Annotated in this window: 15 protein-coding genes; 3 read left to right on the top strand and 12 right to left on the bottom strand. The window is 69.7% G+C overall.

Features of this window, described 5'->3' with window-relative positions; translation table 11 throughout:
* The first annotated feature begins 17 nt into the window (after window positions 1-17).
* The gene (locus WJM96_RS00050) at window positions 18-1,151 is read left to right on the top strand and encodes a zinc-dependent alcohol dehydrogenase family protein (RefSeq protein ID WP_424810369.1); all 1,134 of its coding nucleotides are present in this window, start codon (window positions 18-20) and stop codon (window positions 1,149-1,151) included.
* A gap of 24 nt (window positions 1,152-1,175) precedes the next feature.
* Here the strand turns inward: WJM96_RS00050 and WJM96_RS00055 are convergent, their stop codons facing one another.
* Window positions 1,176-2,363, bottom strand: coding sequence for a vWA domain-containing protein (locus tag WJM96_RS00055; RefSeq protein ID WP_424810370.1), 1,188 nt, complete (start codon window positions 2,361-2,363; stop codon window positions 1,176-1,178).
* A 5-nt stretch (window positions 2,364-2,368) separates the two neighbouring features.
* Window positions 2,369-3,214, bottom strand: coding sequence for an AAA family ATPase (locus WJM96_RS00060; protein WP_424810371.1), 846 nt, complete (start codon window positions 3,212-3,214; stop codon window positions 2,369-2,371).
* Window positions 3,215-3,277: 63 nt separating this feature from the next.
* On the opposite strand from WJM96_RS00060, the gene WJM96_RS00065 reads away from it, so the two are divergent.
* Complete coding sequence (locus WJM96_RS00065; RefSeq protein WP_424810372.1) at window positions 3,278-3,610, top strand: hypothetical protein; 333 nt, start codon at window positions 3,278-3,280, stop codon at window positions 3,608-3,610.
* A gap of 153 nt (window positions 3,611-3,763) precedes the next feature.
* Here the strand turns inward: WJM96_RS00065 and WJM96_RS00070 are convergent, their stop codons facing one another.
* The 4 genes from WJM96_RS00070 to WJM96_RS00085 form a co-directional block, all read right to left on the bottom strand.
* Window positions 3,764-4,246, bottom strand: coding sequence for an RNA pyrophosphohydrolase (locus WJM96_RS00070; protein WP_424810373.1), 483 nt, complete (start codon window positions 4,244-4,246; stop codon window positions 3,764-3,766).
* Complete coding sequence (locus WJM96_RS00075; RefSeq protein ID WP_424810374.1) at window positions 4,243-5,202, bottom strand: divergent polysaccharide deacetylase family protein; 960 nt, start codon at window positions 5,200-5,202, stop codon at window positions 4,243-4,245. The genes WJM96_RS00070 and WJM96_RS00075 overlap by 4 nt, the downstream gene beginning before the upstream one ends.
* 79 nt (window positions 5,203-5,281) lie before the next feature.
* Window positions 5,282-6,673 carry a S41 family peptidase gene (locus WJM96_RS00080; RefSeq protein ID WP_424810375.1) on the bottom strand — a complete coding sequence of 464 codons (1,392 nt, stop codon included), beginning with the start codon at window positions 6,671-6,673 and terminating at the stop codon, window positions 5,282-5,284.
* Between the two features lie 165 nt (window positions 6,674-6,838).
* On the bottom strand, window positions 6,839-7,429 hold the full coding sequence (locus WJM96_RS00085) for a NeuD/PglB/VioB family sugar acetyltransferase (RefSeq protein WP_424810376.1): 591 nt from the start codon (window positions 7,427-7,429) through the stop codon (window positions 6,839-6,841).
* A gap of 54 nt (window positions 7,430-7,483) precedes the next feature.
* On the opposite strand from WJM96_RS00085, the gene WJM96_RS00090 reads away from it, so the two are divergent.
* Window positions 7,484-9,025, top strand: a complete 1,542-nt coding sequence (locus tag WJM96_RS00090; RefSeq protein ID WP_424810377.1) for a serine hydrolase domain-containing protein — start codon at window positions 7,484-7,486, stop codon at window positions 9,023-9,025.
* Window positions 9,026-9,031: 6 nt separating this feature from the next.
* Here WJM96_RS00090 and WJM96_RS00095 read toward each other — a convergent pair whose 3' ends face one another.
* From WJM96_RS00095 to WJM96_RS00120, 6 genes are all read right to left on the bottom strand, one after another.
* A complete protein-coding gene (locus tag WJM96_RS00095) occupies window positions 9,032-9,271 on the bottom strand; it encodes a DUF2171 domain-containing protein (protein WP_424810378.1) in 240 nt (79 codons plus the stop codon).
* 127 nt (window positions 9,272-9,398) lie between these two features.
* Window positions 9,399-10,607 carry a pyridoxal-phosphate-dependent aminotransferase family protein gene (locus WJM96_RS00100; RefSeq protein WP_424810379.1) on the bottom strand — a complete coding sequence of 403 codons (1,209 nt, stop codon included), beginning with the start codon at window positions 10,605-10,607 and terminating at the stop codon, window positions 9,399-9,401.
* Between the two features lie 80 nt (window positions 10,608-10,687).
* Window positions 10,688-11,674: a Bug family tripartite tricarboxylate transporter substrate binding protein gene (locus tag WJM96_RS00105; RefSeq protein ID WP_424810380.1), complete on the bottom strand. Its 987-nt coding sequence runs from the start codon at window positions 11,672-11,674 to the stop codon at window positions 10,688-10,690.
* A gap of 60 nt (window positions 11,675-11,734) precedes the next feature.
* Window positions 11,735-12,691 carry a Bug family tripartite tricarboxylate transporter substrate binding protein gene (locus WJM96_RS00110; RefSeq protein WP_424810381.1) on the bottom strand — a complete coding sequence of 319 codons (957 nt, stop codon included), beginning with the start codon at window positions 12,689-12,691 and terminating at the stop codon, window positions 11,735-11,737.
* Window positions 12,692-12,751: 60 nt separating this feature from the next.
* Entirely contained in the window at window positions 12,752-13,429 is a 678-nt protein-coding gene (locus WJM96_RS00115; protein ID WP_424810382.1) for a hypothetical protein, read from the bottom strand.
* Window positions 13,430-13,439: 10 nt separating this feature from the next.
* Window positions 13,440-14,525 carry a malate/lactate/ureidoglycolate dehydrogenase gene (locus WJM96_RS00120; RefSeq protein ID WP_424810383.1) on the bottom strand — a complete coding sequence of 362 codons (1,086 nt, stop codon included), beginning with the start codon at window positions 14,523-14,525 and terminating at the stop codon, window positions 13,440-13,442.
* Between the last annotated feature and the right edge of the window lie 66 nt (window positions 14,526-14,591).

Here is a 14,591-nt window from a genome sequence, read left to right on the forward strand (position 1 = left end):
CAGGAGGATATTTCCGCATGCGCATGAAGGCCGCCGTTCTGCACGCCCAAGGGATGCCACGCCCCTATGCCGAGACCAGGCCCATGCAGATCGAGGAAGTGGAGCTCGAAGCCCCCGGCCCCGGCGAGGTGCTGATCGAGATCGCGGCCGCCGGCCTCTGCCATTCCGATCTTTCGACCATCGAGAACCAGCGCCCGCGCCCGCTGCCCATCATCATCGGCCATGAGGGCGCGGGCATCGTGCGCGCGCTGGGCGACGGCGTGACGGGGCTCCAGCCCGGCGACCATGTGGTGGCGCTCTTCGTCACGAGCTGCGGCGAGTGCCGCTATTGCGTGCGCGGCCGGCCGAACATCTGCGGCGCCTCCTTCGCGACGCGCGCGAAGGGCACGCTGATGTCCGGCGCCAAGCGGCTGAAGCGGCTGAATGGCGAGGCCATCAACCACAACTCCGGTCTCTCGCTCTTCGCGCAATACGCGGTGGTGATGCGCGACAGCCTGGTGAAGATCGACCCCGACATCCCGCTGGAGGACGCGGCGCTCTTTGGCTGCGCCGTCATGACGGGCGCGGGCGCCGTGCTCAACACCGCCCGGCTGCGGCCCGGCGAGGAGGTCGGCGTGGTCGGCCTCGGCGGCGTGGGGATGAATGCGCTGCTGGCGGCGGTCGCGGCAGGCGCCTCGCGCATCATCGCCGTCGATACCAGCGCCGCGAAGCTGGAGCTCGCGAAGGAGTGGGGCGCGACAGATACCTTCCTCGCCGGCAATGCCGATTGCGCGGCGGCCGTGCGCGACGCGACGGATGGCGGCCTCGACACCGTGATCGAGACCGCCGGCAGCATCCCGGCGCTGGAGCTCGCCTATGCCATCACCGCGCGCGGCGGCAGCACGATCAGCGCAGGGCTTCCGAACGTGGCGTCGAAGTTCGCCTACCAGCATGCGGCGCTGGTCAGCGAGGAGCGCAGCATTCGCGGCAGCTACATGGGCAGCTGCGTCCCGCAGCGCGACATCCCGCTGCTGCTGGGCATGTATCGTCGCGGCAAGCTGCCGGTGCAGAAGCTCAAGAGCGGCTTCGTCACGCTGGACGAGATCAACCTCGGCTTCGACCGGCTCTCGGACGGGACCGTGCTGCGGCAGATCCTGCGGCCGAACGCCTGAGGCCGCGCTGGGGTGCCTCGGCCGCTAGCGCAGCGCCTTCGCCAGCCCGTCGAGGCCTTCCAGCGTCATCGGAAACATCCGGCCCTCCACCGCGTCCTGGAGCATGCCGATGGTGGTCGTGTAGCCCCAGTGCTTCTGCGGCGTGGGGTTCAGCCAGGCCACGCGGCGGAAATGGCCGGTAATGCGCTTCATCCAGACCTTGCCGGATTCCTCGTTCCAATGCTCGACGCTGCCGCCGGGCTCAACCACCTCGTAGGGCGACATCGACGCGTCGCCGACGAAGACCACGCGCCAGTCGGGGCCATAGGTCCGCAGCACCTCCCAGGTCGGGATCTGCTGCTCGTGCCGGCGGCGGTTGGACTTCCAGAACCGCTCGTAAGGGCAGTTGTGGAAGTAGAGGTGGACGAGGTGCTTGAACTCCGACTTCGCGGCGGAGAACAGCTCCTCCGACGCGCGGATGTGGTCGTCCATGCTGCCGCCGATATCGAGCAGCAGCAGCACCTTCACGGCATTGCGCCGCTCCGCCTGCATCTTGATGTCGAGCGTGCCGGCATTGCGCGCCGTGGCGCCGATGGTGCCCGAGACGTCCAGCTCGCTCGCCTCGCCCTGGCGCGCGAAGCGCCGTAGGCGCCGCAGCGCGAGCTTCATCGCACGCGAGCTCAGCGCCGCGTCGTCGTCCAGGTCGCGGAACTCGCGCTTGTCCCAGACCTTTACGCCCCGCCGGTGGCGCGAGCCTTCCTGCCCGATGCGCACGCCTTCGGGGTTGAAACCCTCCGCGCCGAAGGGCGAGGTGCCGTTGGTGCCGATCCAGCGGCTGCCGCCCTGGTGGCGGCCCTTCTGCTCCTCCAGCCTCTGCTTCAGCGTTTCCATCAGCTTCTCGAAGCCGCCCAGAGCTTCGATCTTCGCCATCTCCTCCGGCGTGAAGAGACGTTCGGCGAGCTTCTTCAGCCACTCATCCGGGAGCTCGCGCTGGATGATCTCCCCGGTGACCTTCGTCTCCGGTTCGAGCGCCTTGAAGAACTGCCCGAAGGCGACGTCGAAGCGGTCCAGATGCCGCTCGTCCTTCACCAGCGTGGCGCGCGCCAGATAGTAGAAATCGTCGAGGTCGTAATCCGCGACGCCTTCCTTCATGGCGCCCATCAGCATGAGCCATTCCGTGACGGAGGCCGGCAGCCCCGCCTTGCGCAGCTCATGGATGAAGGGCGCGAACATCCCGGTTACCTGCGGGCGCGGTTCAGGAAGGCCAGCCGCTCGAAGAGATGCACGTCCTGCTCGTTCTTCAGCAGCGCGCCGTAGAGCGGCGGGATCGCGACCTTGGCGTCGCTGGTCCGCAGCGCCTCGGCGGGCATGTCCTCGATCATCAGCAGCTTCAGCCAGTCCAGCAGCTCCGAGGTCGCGGGCTTCTTCTTGAGCTCGCCCACCTCGCGCATCTGGAAGAAGACGTTCAGCGCCTCGCGCGCCAGGTCGACGCGCAGGTTGGGATAGTGGCTCTGCAGGATGCGCTCCATCGTCTCCCGGTCGGGGAAGCGGATGAAGTGGAAGAAGCAGCGGCGCAGGAAGGCGTCCGGCAGCTCCTTCTCGTTGTTCGAGGTGATGATGACGATGGGTCGCTGCTTCGCGACGATCGTCTCCCGCGTCTCGTAGACGTGGAACTGCATGCGGTCGAGCTCGAGCAGCAGGTCGTTCGGGAACTCGATGTCCGCCTTGTCGATCTCGTCGATCAGCAGCACGACCGGCGTCTCGGCCGTGAAGGCCTCCCACAACTTGCCCTTGATGATGTAGTTCGAGACGTCGCGAACGCGTTCGTCGCCGAGCTGGCCGTCGCGCAGCCGGCTCACCGCGTCGTATTCGTAAAGGCCCTGATGCGCCTTGGTCGTGGACTTGATGTGCCACTCGATCAGCGGCAGCCCGAGGCTGCGTGCGATCTCCTGCGCCAGCACCGTCTTGCCCGTGCCCGGCTCGCCCTTCACCAGCAGCGGCCGCTGAAGCGCGACGGCGGCGTTCACTGCCACCTCCAGCTCGCGGGGGGCGATGTAGCGCTCGGTGCTCTGGAATCTCTTCATGTGCCCACTCTGCCGAAGCGCCACGCCCTTGGCGAGGGGAGCCGCCGCCGACATAAGAGCCCCATGAACATCTACTTCGCCGCCATCATCCTGCTCGGCATCGCGGGGATGATCGAGAACCGCTGCAGCACCCCCGCGCTGCGCCCGGAATATCCGCCGGCCGACCGCGCCTTCCGGCTGCTGGGGCGAATCTCCTTTCTCTTCTGGGCGGTGCTGCTGTTCTTCGGCTTCTGGAAGCTGGAATGGTGGCAGCCGGTGGCGGCCCTCCTGGGCTCGCTCGCGGTCAATGCGCTGGTGGTCCAGAACGGCGTGCGGCCCTGGTGGCCAGGGCTCGCCATGGGCCTTGCCCTGGTCGGCCTCGGCCTCACCAGCAAGATCTTCTTCGAGGCATTCTAAGCCCCCGGCGCGGTCGCTACGCTCCCGGTCCGAGGCTGGGCCCGGACCCCGCCTTACTATCTTACCATCTTACTATCTTACCCGTGCCGCGCAGCGTGGCGGGCGCGGCTCACCTGTGGGCGGGCAGCATTATAGGAAAAATATCCTTGAAAATCAAGCCTTCGCGAAGCGCGCGAAATCCACCGCCAGGCGGTCGTAGATCTCGCGCTTGAAGGCCACCGCCATCGCCGGAAGCTCCGACAGCCGGGCCCAGCGCCAGGCGTCGAATTCCGGGTGAGGGTCCAGGTCCAGCCGGATATCGGAATCCGTACCGGTGAAGCGCATGGCGAACCATTTCTGCGTCTGGCCGCGATACTTGCCGCCCAGCGCCTTGCCCAGCAGCTCCGGCGGCAGGTCGTAGTTCAGCCATTCGGGATGCTCGGCCAGGATCTCGGCCTTGGCGGTGCCGATCTCCTCCTCCAGCTCCCGCATGACCGCGACCCGCAGGTCCTCCCCCGCATCCACGCCGCCCTGGGGCAGCTGCCAGCCGCCGGGCGCGCCCTCGGCGTTGGGCAGGTCGGCGCGGCGGGCGACGAAGATCAACCCCTCGGCGTTGAAGAGGACGGCGCCCACATTGGGGCGATAGGGCAGGTTCATCGGGCGGCGGAATCCGGACGGGTCATGACGGCAGTCACGGGCGCGAGGACCGCGCTCCGAAACTCGATACCGTTGGCCCATTCGGTGACCCGCTGCAAGGCGACGGGCGAGACCTCGCCCAGATAGCCCAGCGCCGCCCCCCGGTCCCGCGCCACGCGCTCCAGCTGCCCGAGCCGCTGGTCGATTTCGGCGCGCGTATGCGGCTCGTCGATGACGACGTCGGCGGTCCGGCCCCAGGCGCGCTGCGGATTGGGCGCGCCTGGGCGCGCGTCGAAATAGAGCAGCCCGCGCGAGGCCAGACGCTCCTGCATCAGGCCGAAGGGCTCGCCCAGCGCCGCGAAACGCTCGCCGCGCATGGCACCCAGCGCCCCGACGGCGCCGACATGGCCGGGGAAGCGCGTCAGCAGCCAGTCCAGCCGCTGCGAATTCTCGGCCCAGTAGAGGCCCGTCAGCAGCGCGCGGTTGCCGGGATCGTTCACCGGATAGCCCGCGGGCTCCGTCGGCAGGGCCAGCAGCGTCTCGAAGCCGCGCTGCCTCGCACGCTCCAGCAGCGGGACCGGCCGCGCGGCATAGGGGCTGAAGGCCAGCGCCACCGTCAGCGGCAGCGTCTCGATCGCCTGCTCGGATAACGCCTGGTTCAGGCCGATGCCACCCAGGATGAGCGCCACGCGGGGCCGCGTCTCGGCCTGGTTGAAGCTGCGCGCATAGGCCCGCATGGGCGCCCGCCCGTCGGCCGCGACGCGCGGCATCAGGCCGTTCGGCGAATCCTCGACCAGGTCGGGGTCCACGAAGCGCTGCAGCGGCTCGGGCAGCCGCGCTCGCAAGGCGCCCGCGGTGACCGCGGCACCGGCTGCGGGAACCTCAGCCGGTGCTTCCTGGACGACCGTCAAGGGCCGCGCCTCGGGCGGTCCCATCACCTGCAGGGTGACCGCGCCGCCGCCCAGGGCGATCAGCACGACCGCCCAGAAAACTCCCAGCGCACGCCACCCCCGACGCTTCGCAGCCCCAGCCGTCACGGGTGCCGCATCGCCCTCATCACCGCTGCGCGCGGCGCTGCGGCGTCGAGGCCATGGCCCGGATCAGGACCAGCCCCTGCTGGAGCTGGAAATCCGTCTCCGGCTTGGTGAGGTCGAGCGCCGGCGCGCCCTCGGGCGGCTGGCGCTGCACGCGCTCCAGCACCGAGGCCGGGAGATTGAGCGGCGGCAGCGGCACGGCCGCGTTCTGCTGCCCCTCGCCGCCCTCGGCGCGCAGCGCGCGGCGCAGATCCTGCTCGCGCTCGCGCGCGGAGGAAGCGTTGGCGGCCGTCTGCGCCTCCTGGCGGGAGGCCCGGACCTCGACGTCGGGCTCGATGCCCGTCGCCTGGATGGAGCGGCCGGAGGGCGTGTAGTAGCGCGCGGTCGTCAGGCGGATGGCGCCGTTGTTGCCGCCCAGCGGCATCACCGTCTGGACCGAGCCCTTGCCGAAGCTGCGCGTGCCCAGCACCACCGCGCGGCGGTGATCCTGCAGCGCGCCGGCCACGATCTCGCTGGCCGAGGCGCTGCCGCCATTCACCAGCACGACGATCGGCAAGCCATTGGTGATGTCGCCCGAGCGCGCATTCCAGCGCTGCGCATCCTCGGCCCGGCGGGCGCGAGTGGAGACGATCTCGCCCTGGTCGAGCAGGTCGTCCGCGACCTGTACCGCCTGGTCGAGCAGCCCGCCCGGGTTGTTCCGCAGGTCGAGGATCACGCCCTTGAGGGTGCCGCCGGCCTGCTGGCGCATCGTCGTCATGGCGCGGCGCAGGTTGACGTCGGTCTGCTCGTTGAAGGAGGTGATGCGGATATAGGCGACGTCGTTGCCCTCGAGCCGGTAGCGGACCACCTGCGGGCGGATCACGTCGCGCGTGATGCTCACCTCGATGGGGCGCTGCTCGTTCTCGCGGCGGATGGTGAGGCGGATCGCGGTGCCGCGCTCGCCCCGCATCTGCTCCACGGCCTCCTGCAGGGTCAGGCCCTGGGTGCTGGTGCCGTTCAGATGGGTGATGAAGTCGCCCGGCTTCACGCCCGCGCGCGCGGCCGGCGTGTCGTCGATGGGCGAGATCACGCGGATATAGCCGTTCTCCTGCGTGACCTCGATGCCGAGGCCACCGAACTCGCCGCGCGTCTGCACCTGCATGTCGCGGAAATTCCGCGGGTTCAGGTAGGCGCTGTGCGGATCGAGCCCGGTCAGCATGCCGTTCACGGCATTCTCGACGAGGTCGCGGTCCTGCACCGGCTCGACATATTCGGCGCGGACGCGCGCGAAGACGTCGCCGAACAATTGCAGCAGGCGATAGGTCTCGGCGCGGCCGCCATCGGCTTGCGCCAGCGCCGCGACCTGAGGACCGATGATGATGCCGGCGGCGAAGGCGCCCGCGACGGCAGCGGTGGTCCCGACCTTGAACTTCATGCAGGCAACCTCATGCTTGGTTGGCTCGCCCTCTCCGATGCCCGCGGCCCCACCCCCGGGGCCCCACTCCCGGGATCGCGACTAAGAGCATCGAGAAAGCTTAACGCATCCCTCAAATGGCAATATAGGCGGGAATCTAGGCTGGGCGCACCCCGCAATGCGGAATCAGCGCAAGCTTCGGGCAGGAACCCCGCCCATACGTGAACCAGCGGCAATGTTCTCCAGCACCGCCGCGCCCGCGCCGATGACCGCCCCCGCGCCAACCCTCAGATTCGGCGCGATGACGGCACCGGCGCCGACCATCGCGCATGTCCCGATCGTCACGCCGCCGCAGATGACCGCGCCGGGCGCGACATGCGCTCCTTCCTCGATCGTAACGTCATGCTCGACGATGGCGCCCGTGTTCACGAGCGCGAGACGGCCGATCCTGGCCTGCGCGCCGAGCACGGCGCGGGGCATGACGACCGCGCCCTCACCGATCTCGGCGCTGCGCGCGCGAACTACCGAGGGGTGAAGCAGAACTGGCAGCGGCGAGCCCAGCCGCGCGGCCGCGGCCAGCCGCGTGGGATTGTCGCCGAGGGCGATGAACAGCGGCCCGCCCCCATGCGCCGCTTCCGTGCCCAGGACGGGCAGGCCCAGCACCTCCGGCAGCGGCGCGCGGCCGTCCAGGAATCCCATCACCTCGAAGCCCGCATCCAGCGCGGCCTCGCAGACGGCGCGGCCATGGCCGCCCGCGCCCAGAATGGTTACGCGCATGGCGCGATGCTCGAATCCAGGGCTAAGCTCCTCACGTCCAGGAGTTTTCCCAGAATGACCGATCTCGACCTGCTGCGTCTCGAACGGCGCGTGGCCCCCCTTCTGGCGCTGCCCTCCGGGGCGCCGGGAGCCACCATCGGGATCGCACGCGGGGGTGAGGTGCTGCTGCACCGCTCCGGTGGGCTGGCCTCCATCGAGCTCGGCGTCCCCATCGGGCCGGAGACCACCTTCCGCATCGCCTCCGTCTCCAAGCAGTTCACTTGCGCCGCCATCATGCTCCTGGCCCGCGAGGGGCGCCTTTCGCCGTCCGACCCGGTGCGCCAGCACCTGCCCGGCCTGTCCGAATCGCTCGCGAGCATCACGCTCGACCACCTCATGCGCAACAGCTCCGGCCTGCGGGACATGCTCGAGCTCATGCGCCTCGGCGGCGTGGACCTTTCCATGGCGGTGACGGACGAGCAGCTGGATGCGGCCATCCGGCGCCAGGCGAGCCTGAACTTCGCGCCCGGCACGCGCTTCCTCTATTCCAACAGCGGCTTCCGCCTGCTGGGCCAGGTGGTCGAACGCGTGGCGGGCGAGCCGCTGGAGGACTTCCTGGAGCGCCGGATCTTCGCGCCGCTCGGCATGACGCGGACCCGCCACACGCCGGATCTGGCAGTGCCCATCCCCGGCCTCGCGACCGGCTATCTCACCGCCGAGGGCGGCTTCCTCAAGGCCCCGCACGGCTTCCCCCTGGGCGGCGAGGGCGGCCTCGTCTCCTGCGTCGAGGACTTGCTGATCTGGGCGCATGCCGGCGACCGGGCGCTGGGCGGCCTGGTGACCGAGCTGGAAGGCGCGACTGCCTTCGAGAACGGGCTGACGAACAGGTACGCGCGCGGGCTGCAGACGGATGTCTGGCGCGGCATTCCCACCTTGAGCCACGGCGGGCTCTGGCCGGGCTTCAAGACGCTGTTCCTGCGCGTGCCCGCCAAGGACCTCGCCATCGTCGTCATCGCCAATCACGCCGGGCTCGACCCCACCTTCATCGCCTACAAGGCGCTGGAGGCCGTGCTGTCCGAGGATCCGGATGTCGGCCCCGCGCCCGCGCCGGTGGACCTGGCCGGCATGGAGGGAAGCTGGTGGAGCGACGAGGAAGGTATCTCCTTCGACATGGATGCCGAGGGCCAGCTTCGCATGCATGGCGTCGCCTATACGCTGGCGCCGACGCCGGATGGCCGCATGGGCGCGACGCGCGGCAGCTTCGCCTTCACTGCTTCGCCGCCCAGGGACGATCGCATGGAGGTGGAATTCGACGCCGGCCATCGCTCCACCTTCACGCGCGTGAAAACGCCCTCGGCCCCGGAGCTCGACGGCACCTGGGAGTGCGAGGAACTCGGGACGCGCTGGATCATCGAGGGGCGGGAAGCGAGGGCCGAAGGGCCGATCCGGAACAACGGTCCCTGGACGGTACAAGGGCTGGGGGCCAACCACGCCCGCATCGTCATCCCCTCGTCGCTCTATACGGCCTGGGCGGATGCGGTGCTCGCGAAAGACGCGGCGCGCCTGACCGTCAACGCCGGCCGGGCGCGCCGCCTGAATTTTCGTCGGATAGCCTAGCGGCGGCTAGGCGTGCTGCGCCTGGAGGGAACGCTTCGCCTCGCCGGAATTGACTGTCAGCACGACCTTGCCGTTCTCGACACCCTTCACCTGGCTGAGCGGCAGGTAGTGATGATGGCCCTTCCCGTGCGGATCGCTGTCGCGGGTCAGCTTGATCTGCTGGCCTTCCACATGATCGACAGTGCCGACCGGATTCCCGCAGGAACCGACGATCTGCATATGGTCCTTGATCTCGCTGGCGTTCATGAGTCGCTCCTTTTCAGCTGCGACGCGTTGAGCGCGCCGTCGTGAAAAGAACGCCTCGCGGATAGAGGGGTTTCGGCCGGCGGACGTGACCCATTCTTCATGGATCACGTTCCCGGAACCGCCAAGTTCAGCCCTTGGCGAGGCTGTCCATCGCCGCCTGCACGCCGCCCTTCGCATGCGGCACGCCCGCGAGGCCGAGCGCCATCTCGATCGAGGCCAGCGTGCCGAGGATCATCGGCTCGTTGAGGTCGCCCAGATGCCCGATGCGGAACACCTTGCCCGAAAGCTTGGCGAGCCCGCCGCCCGTCGAGACGTTGAACTTCTCCAGCGCGATCTTGCGCACGGCCTCGGCATCGAAGCCCTCCGGCATCAGCACGGCGGTGACGCTGTCGGAATAGCGCTCGGGATTCTGGCAGAAGAGCTGCGGTCCGTTGTTGCCGGACCAATGCTGCACGCAGGCGCGCACGGCCTTGGCGAGGCGGTTGTGGCGCTTGAAGACGTTGTCCAGCCCCTCCTCCTCCAGCAGCAGGCGCAGCGCCTCCTGCAGGCCATAGAAGAGCGTGACGGGAACCGTGCCGACGAAGCTCTTCTGCTTGCGCGCGAGCATCTCGGTCCAGTCGAAATAGTGGCGCGGATGCGTGCTGGCGCGATGCGCGGCGAGCGCCTTGTCCGAGACGCCGGTGAAGCTGAAGCCCGTGGGCAGCATCAGCCCCTTCTGGCTTCCGCCGACGCAGACATCGACGCCCCACTCATCCATGCGGAAATCGTAGCAGCCGAGCGAGCTGATCGTGTCCGCCATCAGCAGTGCGGGGTGCTTCAGCTCGTCGAGCATGGCGCGCACCTGGTCGAGCGGCAGGCGCATGCCGGCGGCCGTCTCGTTGTGCACGCAGCATACGGCCTTGATGCCGTGCGCCGTGTCGGCGGCCAGCGCCTCGCGGATCGCGGACATCTCCACGCCGCGGCGCCAGTCGCAGGGAACGGGCGTCACCTCGAAGCCGAGCGTGCCGCACATCTTCGTCCAGGAATCGGAGAAGTGGCCCGTCTCGGGGATCAGCACGCGGTCGCCGGGCGAGAGGGTGTTGACCAGCGCGGCCTCCCACGCGCCGTGGCCGGAGGCCGTGTACATGAAGAGGTTCTGCTCGGTCTTGATGACGCGCTTCAGCCCCGCGAAGCAGGCGTCGTAGACCGCCATGAACGCCGGGTCGTTGAAGTCGATGCTGGCGCGCGCGGTGGCGAGCAGCACGGAATCCGGGATGTTGGTCGGGCCTGGATTGGCGAAGAAGAGCCGGCCGCGCGCCATGGGGCGGGCGGGGGCGGGGGCGGTCGAACCATCCATCTGGCGTGTTTCCTGCGCGGCGTTTCGGCCATTATCAGACCGAAACGCCGGGCCGGGGAACCCCCGTCGACGCCCCCGGGTCAGCGCTGCAGGCGAACGCCCGTCCGCGCCACCACGTCCCGGTACTTCGTGACCTCGGCGGTCATGAAGTCGCGCGCGCCCTCGGGCGTGTTGGGGCCGGTCCAGGCACTGACGCCCGCGCTCAGCAGCCGCTCGCGGATCGGCGCCTCGGACACCGTCGCGGCGAGCGCGCGGTTCACCTGCGCCAGCACGGCCGGCGGCATGCCGGGCGGGCCGATGATCATGTTCCAGGTCGTCATCTCGAAGCCCGGGATGGCGCTCTCGTTCAGAGTCGGGATATCGGGGAAGGAGGGGAAGCGCTCGCGGCTCGTGACCGCCAGGCCGCGCACGAGCCCGTCGCGCACCTGCCCCGCCGCGCTGGCCAGCACCGCGATGCCGAATTGCCCCTCGCCCTGATGGATCGCCGTCAGCATCAGGCCGCCGCTGCGGTAGGGCACATGCGTGAAGCGCGTGCCGAGCTGCAGCGCCATCACCTCCACCGCCAGATGCGGGATGGAGCCGACGCCCGAGGTCGCATAGGCGAACTCCTCGGGGCGGGAGTTGCGCAGCCGCGTCACCACCTCCGTCGGCGTGCGGCCGGGGAAGCTGGGATTCACCACGAGGATGAGCGGCGCAGTGCCGACCATCCCGATATGGGTGAAGTCGTTCACGGGGTCATAGGCCGTGCCGCCCTCCAGCGCGGCGGGCGCGATGCCATGCGAGGAGACCTCGATCAGCATGAGCGTGTGCCCGTCCGGCGCCTGCCGCCGCAGCCAGTCCGATGCCACGACGCCCGAGGCGCCCGCGCGGTTCTCGACCACCATCCGCCCGCCGGGCGCGATGTTCGCCGCGAAGCGCTCGGAGATCATGCGTGAGGCGATGTCCGTACTGCCGCCGGGCGCGAAGCCGGTCACGAGGGTGATGGCGCGTTCGGGATATGTCTGCGCCGCGAGCGGCGAGGCGAGCGCGGCACAGGATAACGCGGCGAGCGCGAGTCTACGGAACATGGACATCCTCACTTTTTTGTGAGGAGGACTAAGCCCGACGCATGGCGCTCGTGCAAGACGTCACGGACGCTCGAGCCGCAGTCCCGCGCCTTCCGCGATGCCCCGGAACTTCGCCACCTCGGCCGCGATGAAGCGCGCGGTCGCCTGCGGCCCCGTCGGCGGCGGCACCGCGACGCCCAGGCCCGCCAGGCGCTGGGCGAGCGCGGGCTCCGCGAGGCAGGCCTGCACGGCATTTGCCAGCGTCACGATCCGTTCCGGAAGCGTACCGCGCGGCGCCAGCATGGCGTTCCAGGTCGAGACGTCGAAGGGCGCGAGGCCGCCTTCCTCCAGCGTGGGCAGGTTGGGCAGGGTCGCGGCGCGCGATGGCGTCGCCACGGCCAGAAGCCGCACGCGCCCATCGCCCGCGATACCGGAGAGGCTCGCCAGCGTCTCGAAGACGAAGGAGACCTCGCCGCGGGCCAGCGCCTCCAGCGCGTGGCCGCCGCCGCGATAGGGAATGTGCTCGGCGCGCAGCCGCGTGCGCGCGAGGAACAGCTCGGCCGCGAGATGCGTGATGCTGCCCGCGCCGGCGGAACCATAGGTGCCCGGCGCTTCCGCCAGCAGGCCGCGCAGCGCGGCAAGGTCCCTGGGGCCCTGGGGCGCCACGGCCAGCGCCAGCGGCGTCACGCCCGTCAGCGCGACGGCGTCGAAGTCGCGAACGGCGTCATAGGGCAGGTCCCGGAAGACGGCCGGATTGGCGCCATGCGAACTCGCGGAGGCGAAAAGCAGCGTGTACCCGTCCGGCGCCGCGCGCTTCGCCGCCTCGCTGCCGACGGCGCCACCCGCGCCGCCGCGATTCTCCACCACGACCCGCGCCGAGAGGCGGGCCGAGAGCCGATCGGCCAGCAGGCGCGCGGCGATGTCCGTGCTGCCGGCCGGCGGAAAGGGCACGATCAGGGTGATGCCGCGCTCGGGAAAGGCGAGGGCGGCGGAAGGAAGGGCGGCGCCCGCGAGGGCGATGAAGCTGCGACGTTGCATGCGGCGCGACATGCCCCAGCGATGTTGCGCGGGCATGTCGCTTTCGCGTCGGTCCCGCGTCTAGTCGGGCAGCTTACCGAAGAGCCCGTGGTCCAGCGAGGCCCGATAGACCCGCAGCGGGAATTCGCTCGCCGAGGCCGCGCCGCGCAGGGCGGCGATATCGCTGTCCATCAGCGGCGTGATCTCGGGCAGGAATTGCGGGATGGGCTTCGGCGTCACCGGCCGGCCGAGCAGCGTCTCCACCACCTCGTCCGTCACGGGCGCCAGCGCGCCGCAGGTCATCTCGAAGCCGCCGATCCGCATGAGGCGCCCGGCGAAGGCCGTGCCCTCCATGCCCTCGCGCGCCAGCATCCCGTCCTGGATGCGCAGCTTGGTGCCTCGCAGCAGGTCGTCGGCCTCGACGCCGCCCTGCGGGTCCGGCCCCACCACGCGGAACAGGGTGAAATGCGCGCGGGAGAGCGCTGCCAGCACCGCCGCATCCTCGCTGCCCTCGGGGTAGTCGCCGGCCTTGGCCTCACGGTCGAGGGCGCGGGAATGCCCGCCCGCGGGGCCGAAGACGCCCAGGTCCAGCACGAGCTGGAACTGCGCGTCGTTGGCCACCTGCACGGCGTCGTCCTTCCAGCCGAAGCCCAGCGCCCGCGCCTGGCTCGCCGCCGAGGCCCGGGGAATACGGCGCGCGGCCGCGGTCAGGATACGCTCGCGGATGGCGCGATAGGCTTCGTAGGCGGAAGTGCTCACCAAGTATTCCTCAGGGGCCGTTGATGCCGAGCGATGCGGCCGTTTCCAGGATCCCCTGCCAGGCATCGCGCGAAAGGGGAACGCCCGAGACCATGCGCTCGGCCCGGCGACGGTTCTCCGGCTCGCCCGGGACCAGCACGGTGCCGTCGGCGACGGCCGGGGCGCAGGACTTCACCCAGGCCACGTAGTCCTGGGCCGCCCTGTGGAAGGATTCCTCGTCGCCGAAATGCTGCGGCGACAGGTAGATGGAGAGCATGCCATTGGCGATGCGCCCGCGCTCGGTGATCGGGCCGGAGCAGCCGCCGCCCGTCAGCGCACCGGCCAGCAGCTCGCACATCAGCGCGAGGCCGGAACCCTTGTGGTCGCCGAAGGCGCGGATGGCGCCGGTGCCGCCGGCGGCGTTGCGCGGGCCCACCTGTTCATAGTCGCCATAGAGGGTGTGCGGGTCGCCCGACATCTCGCCATCCTCGGTGATGAGGGCGTTGTCCGGCAGCGCCTTGCCGCCATTGGACGCGACCAGCACCTTGCCCTCGGCGACGAAGGAGGTCGCGAAATCGAGGATGATCGGGCCATTGGGCAGCGGCACGCCGACGCTGAAGGGCGCCGTCGAGAAGCGCCGCTCCTTGCCGCCGAAGGGCGCGACGAGGACCGAGCCCGCGACATTCACGAAATGAATGGAGATGAGGCCCTGGGCCACCGCCATCTCGGCATAGTCGCCCGTGCGGCCGATATGGCCGGCATTGCGCAGGCCCACGATGCAGGAGCCCTTTTCCAGCGCGCGGGCAATGCCGAACTCGGTGGCCTGCTTGGCCACCGTCTGGCCGAAGCCGAAATTGCCGTCGAGCAGCGCGAAGGCGCCGCCATCGCTGATGACGCTGATCTTCTGGCCGGCGACCACATAGCCCGCCTTCTGCCACTGCACGTAGCGCGGCACGCGGTCCACGCCATGGCTGTCATGGCCCGCGAGGTTGGCGCCGATGAGGTGGTTGGAGATGCGCGCAGATTCCACCGCATCGCAGCCCGAGGCCGCGAAGATGCGGGTAATGAAGCTCTCCAGCTCCTTCACCGGGATGTAGACGTAATCGGGCTCGGCCATGGCTTGTTCCTCTTCCGCGGAAGAAATTGCCCCTGGCCCGTCGGCCCGTCCAGACCCGTGCCGGTT

The organism is Roseococcus sp. YIM B11640 (genome assembly GCF_049727625.1).
Taxonomy (GTDB): Bacteria; Pseudomonadota; Alphaproteobacteria; order Acetobacterales; family Acetobacteraceae; genus Roseococcus.

Excerpts from the sequence above, each read along its gene's own strand:
- WJM96_RS00100 (WP_424810379.1), bottom strand. The coding sequence starts at position 10,607 with ATGGATGGTTCGACCGCCCCCGCCCCCGCCCGCCCCATGGCGCGCGGC.
- WJM96_RS00110 (WP_424810381.1), bottom strand. The coding sequence starts at position 12,691 with ATGCAACGTCGCAGCTTCATCGCCCTCGCGGGCGCCGCCCTTCCTTCC.
- WJM96_RS00085 (WP_424810376.1), bottom strand. The coding sequence starts at position 7,429 with ATGCGCGTAACCATTCTGGGCGCGGGCGGCCATGGCCGCGCCGTCTGC.
- WJM96_RS00060 (WP_424810371.1), bottom strand. The coding sequence starts at position 3,214 with ATGAAGAGATTCCAGAGCACCGAGCGCTACATCGCCCCCCGCGAGCTG.
- WJM96_RS00070 (WP_424810373.1), bottom strand. The coding sequence starts at position 4,246 with ATGAACCTGCCCTATCGCCCCAATGTGGGCGCCGTCCTCTTCAACGCC.
- WJM96_RS00095 (WP_424810378.1), bottom strand. The coding sequence starts at position 9,271 with ATGAACGCCAGCGAGATCAAGGACCATATGCAGATCGTCGGTTCCTGC.
- WJM96_RS00105 (WP_424810380.1), bottom strand. The coding sequence starts at position 11,674 with ATGTTCCGTAGACTCGCGCTCGCCGCGTTATCCTGTGCCGCGCTCGCC.
- WJM96_RS00050 (WP_424810369.1), top strand. The coding sequence starts at position 18 with ATGCGCATGAAGGCCGCCGTTCTGCACGCCCAAGGGATGCCACGCCCC.
- WJM96_RS00120 (WP_424810383.1), bottom strand. The coding sequence starts at position 14,525 with ATGGCCGAGCCCGATTACGTCTACATCCCGGTGAAGGAGCTGGAGAGC.
- WJM96_RS00090 (WP_424810377.1), top strand. The coding sequence starts at position 7,484 with ATGACCGATCTCGACCTGCTGCGTCTCGAACGGCGCGTGGCCCCCCTT.
- WJM96_RS00055 (WP_424810370.1), bottom strand. The coding sequence starts at position 2,363 with ATGTTCGCGCCCTTCATCCATGAGCTGCGCAAGGCGGGGCTGCCGGCC.
- WJM96_RS00065 (WP_424810372.1), top strand. The coding sequence starts at position 3,278 with ATGAACATCTACTTCGCCGCCATCATCCTGCTCGGCATCGCGGGGATG.
- WJM96_RS00080 (WP_424810375.1), bottom strand. The coding sequence starts at position 6,673 with ATGAAGTTCAAGGTCGGGACCACCGCTGCCGTCGCGGGCGCCTTCGCC.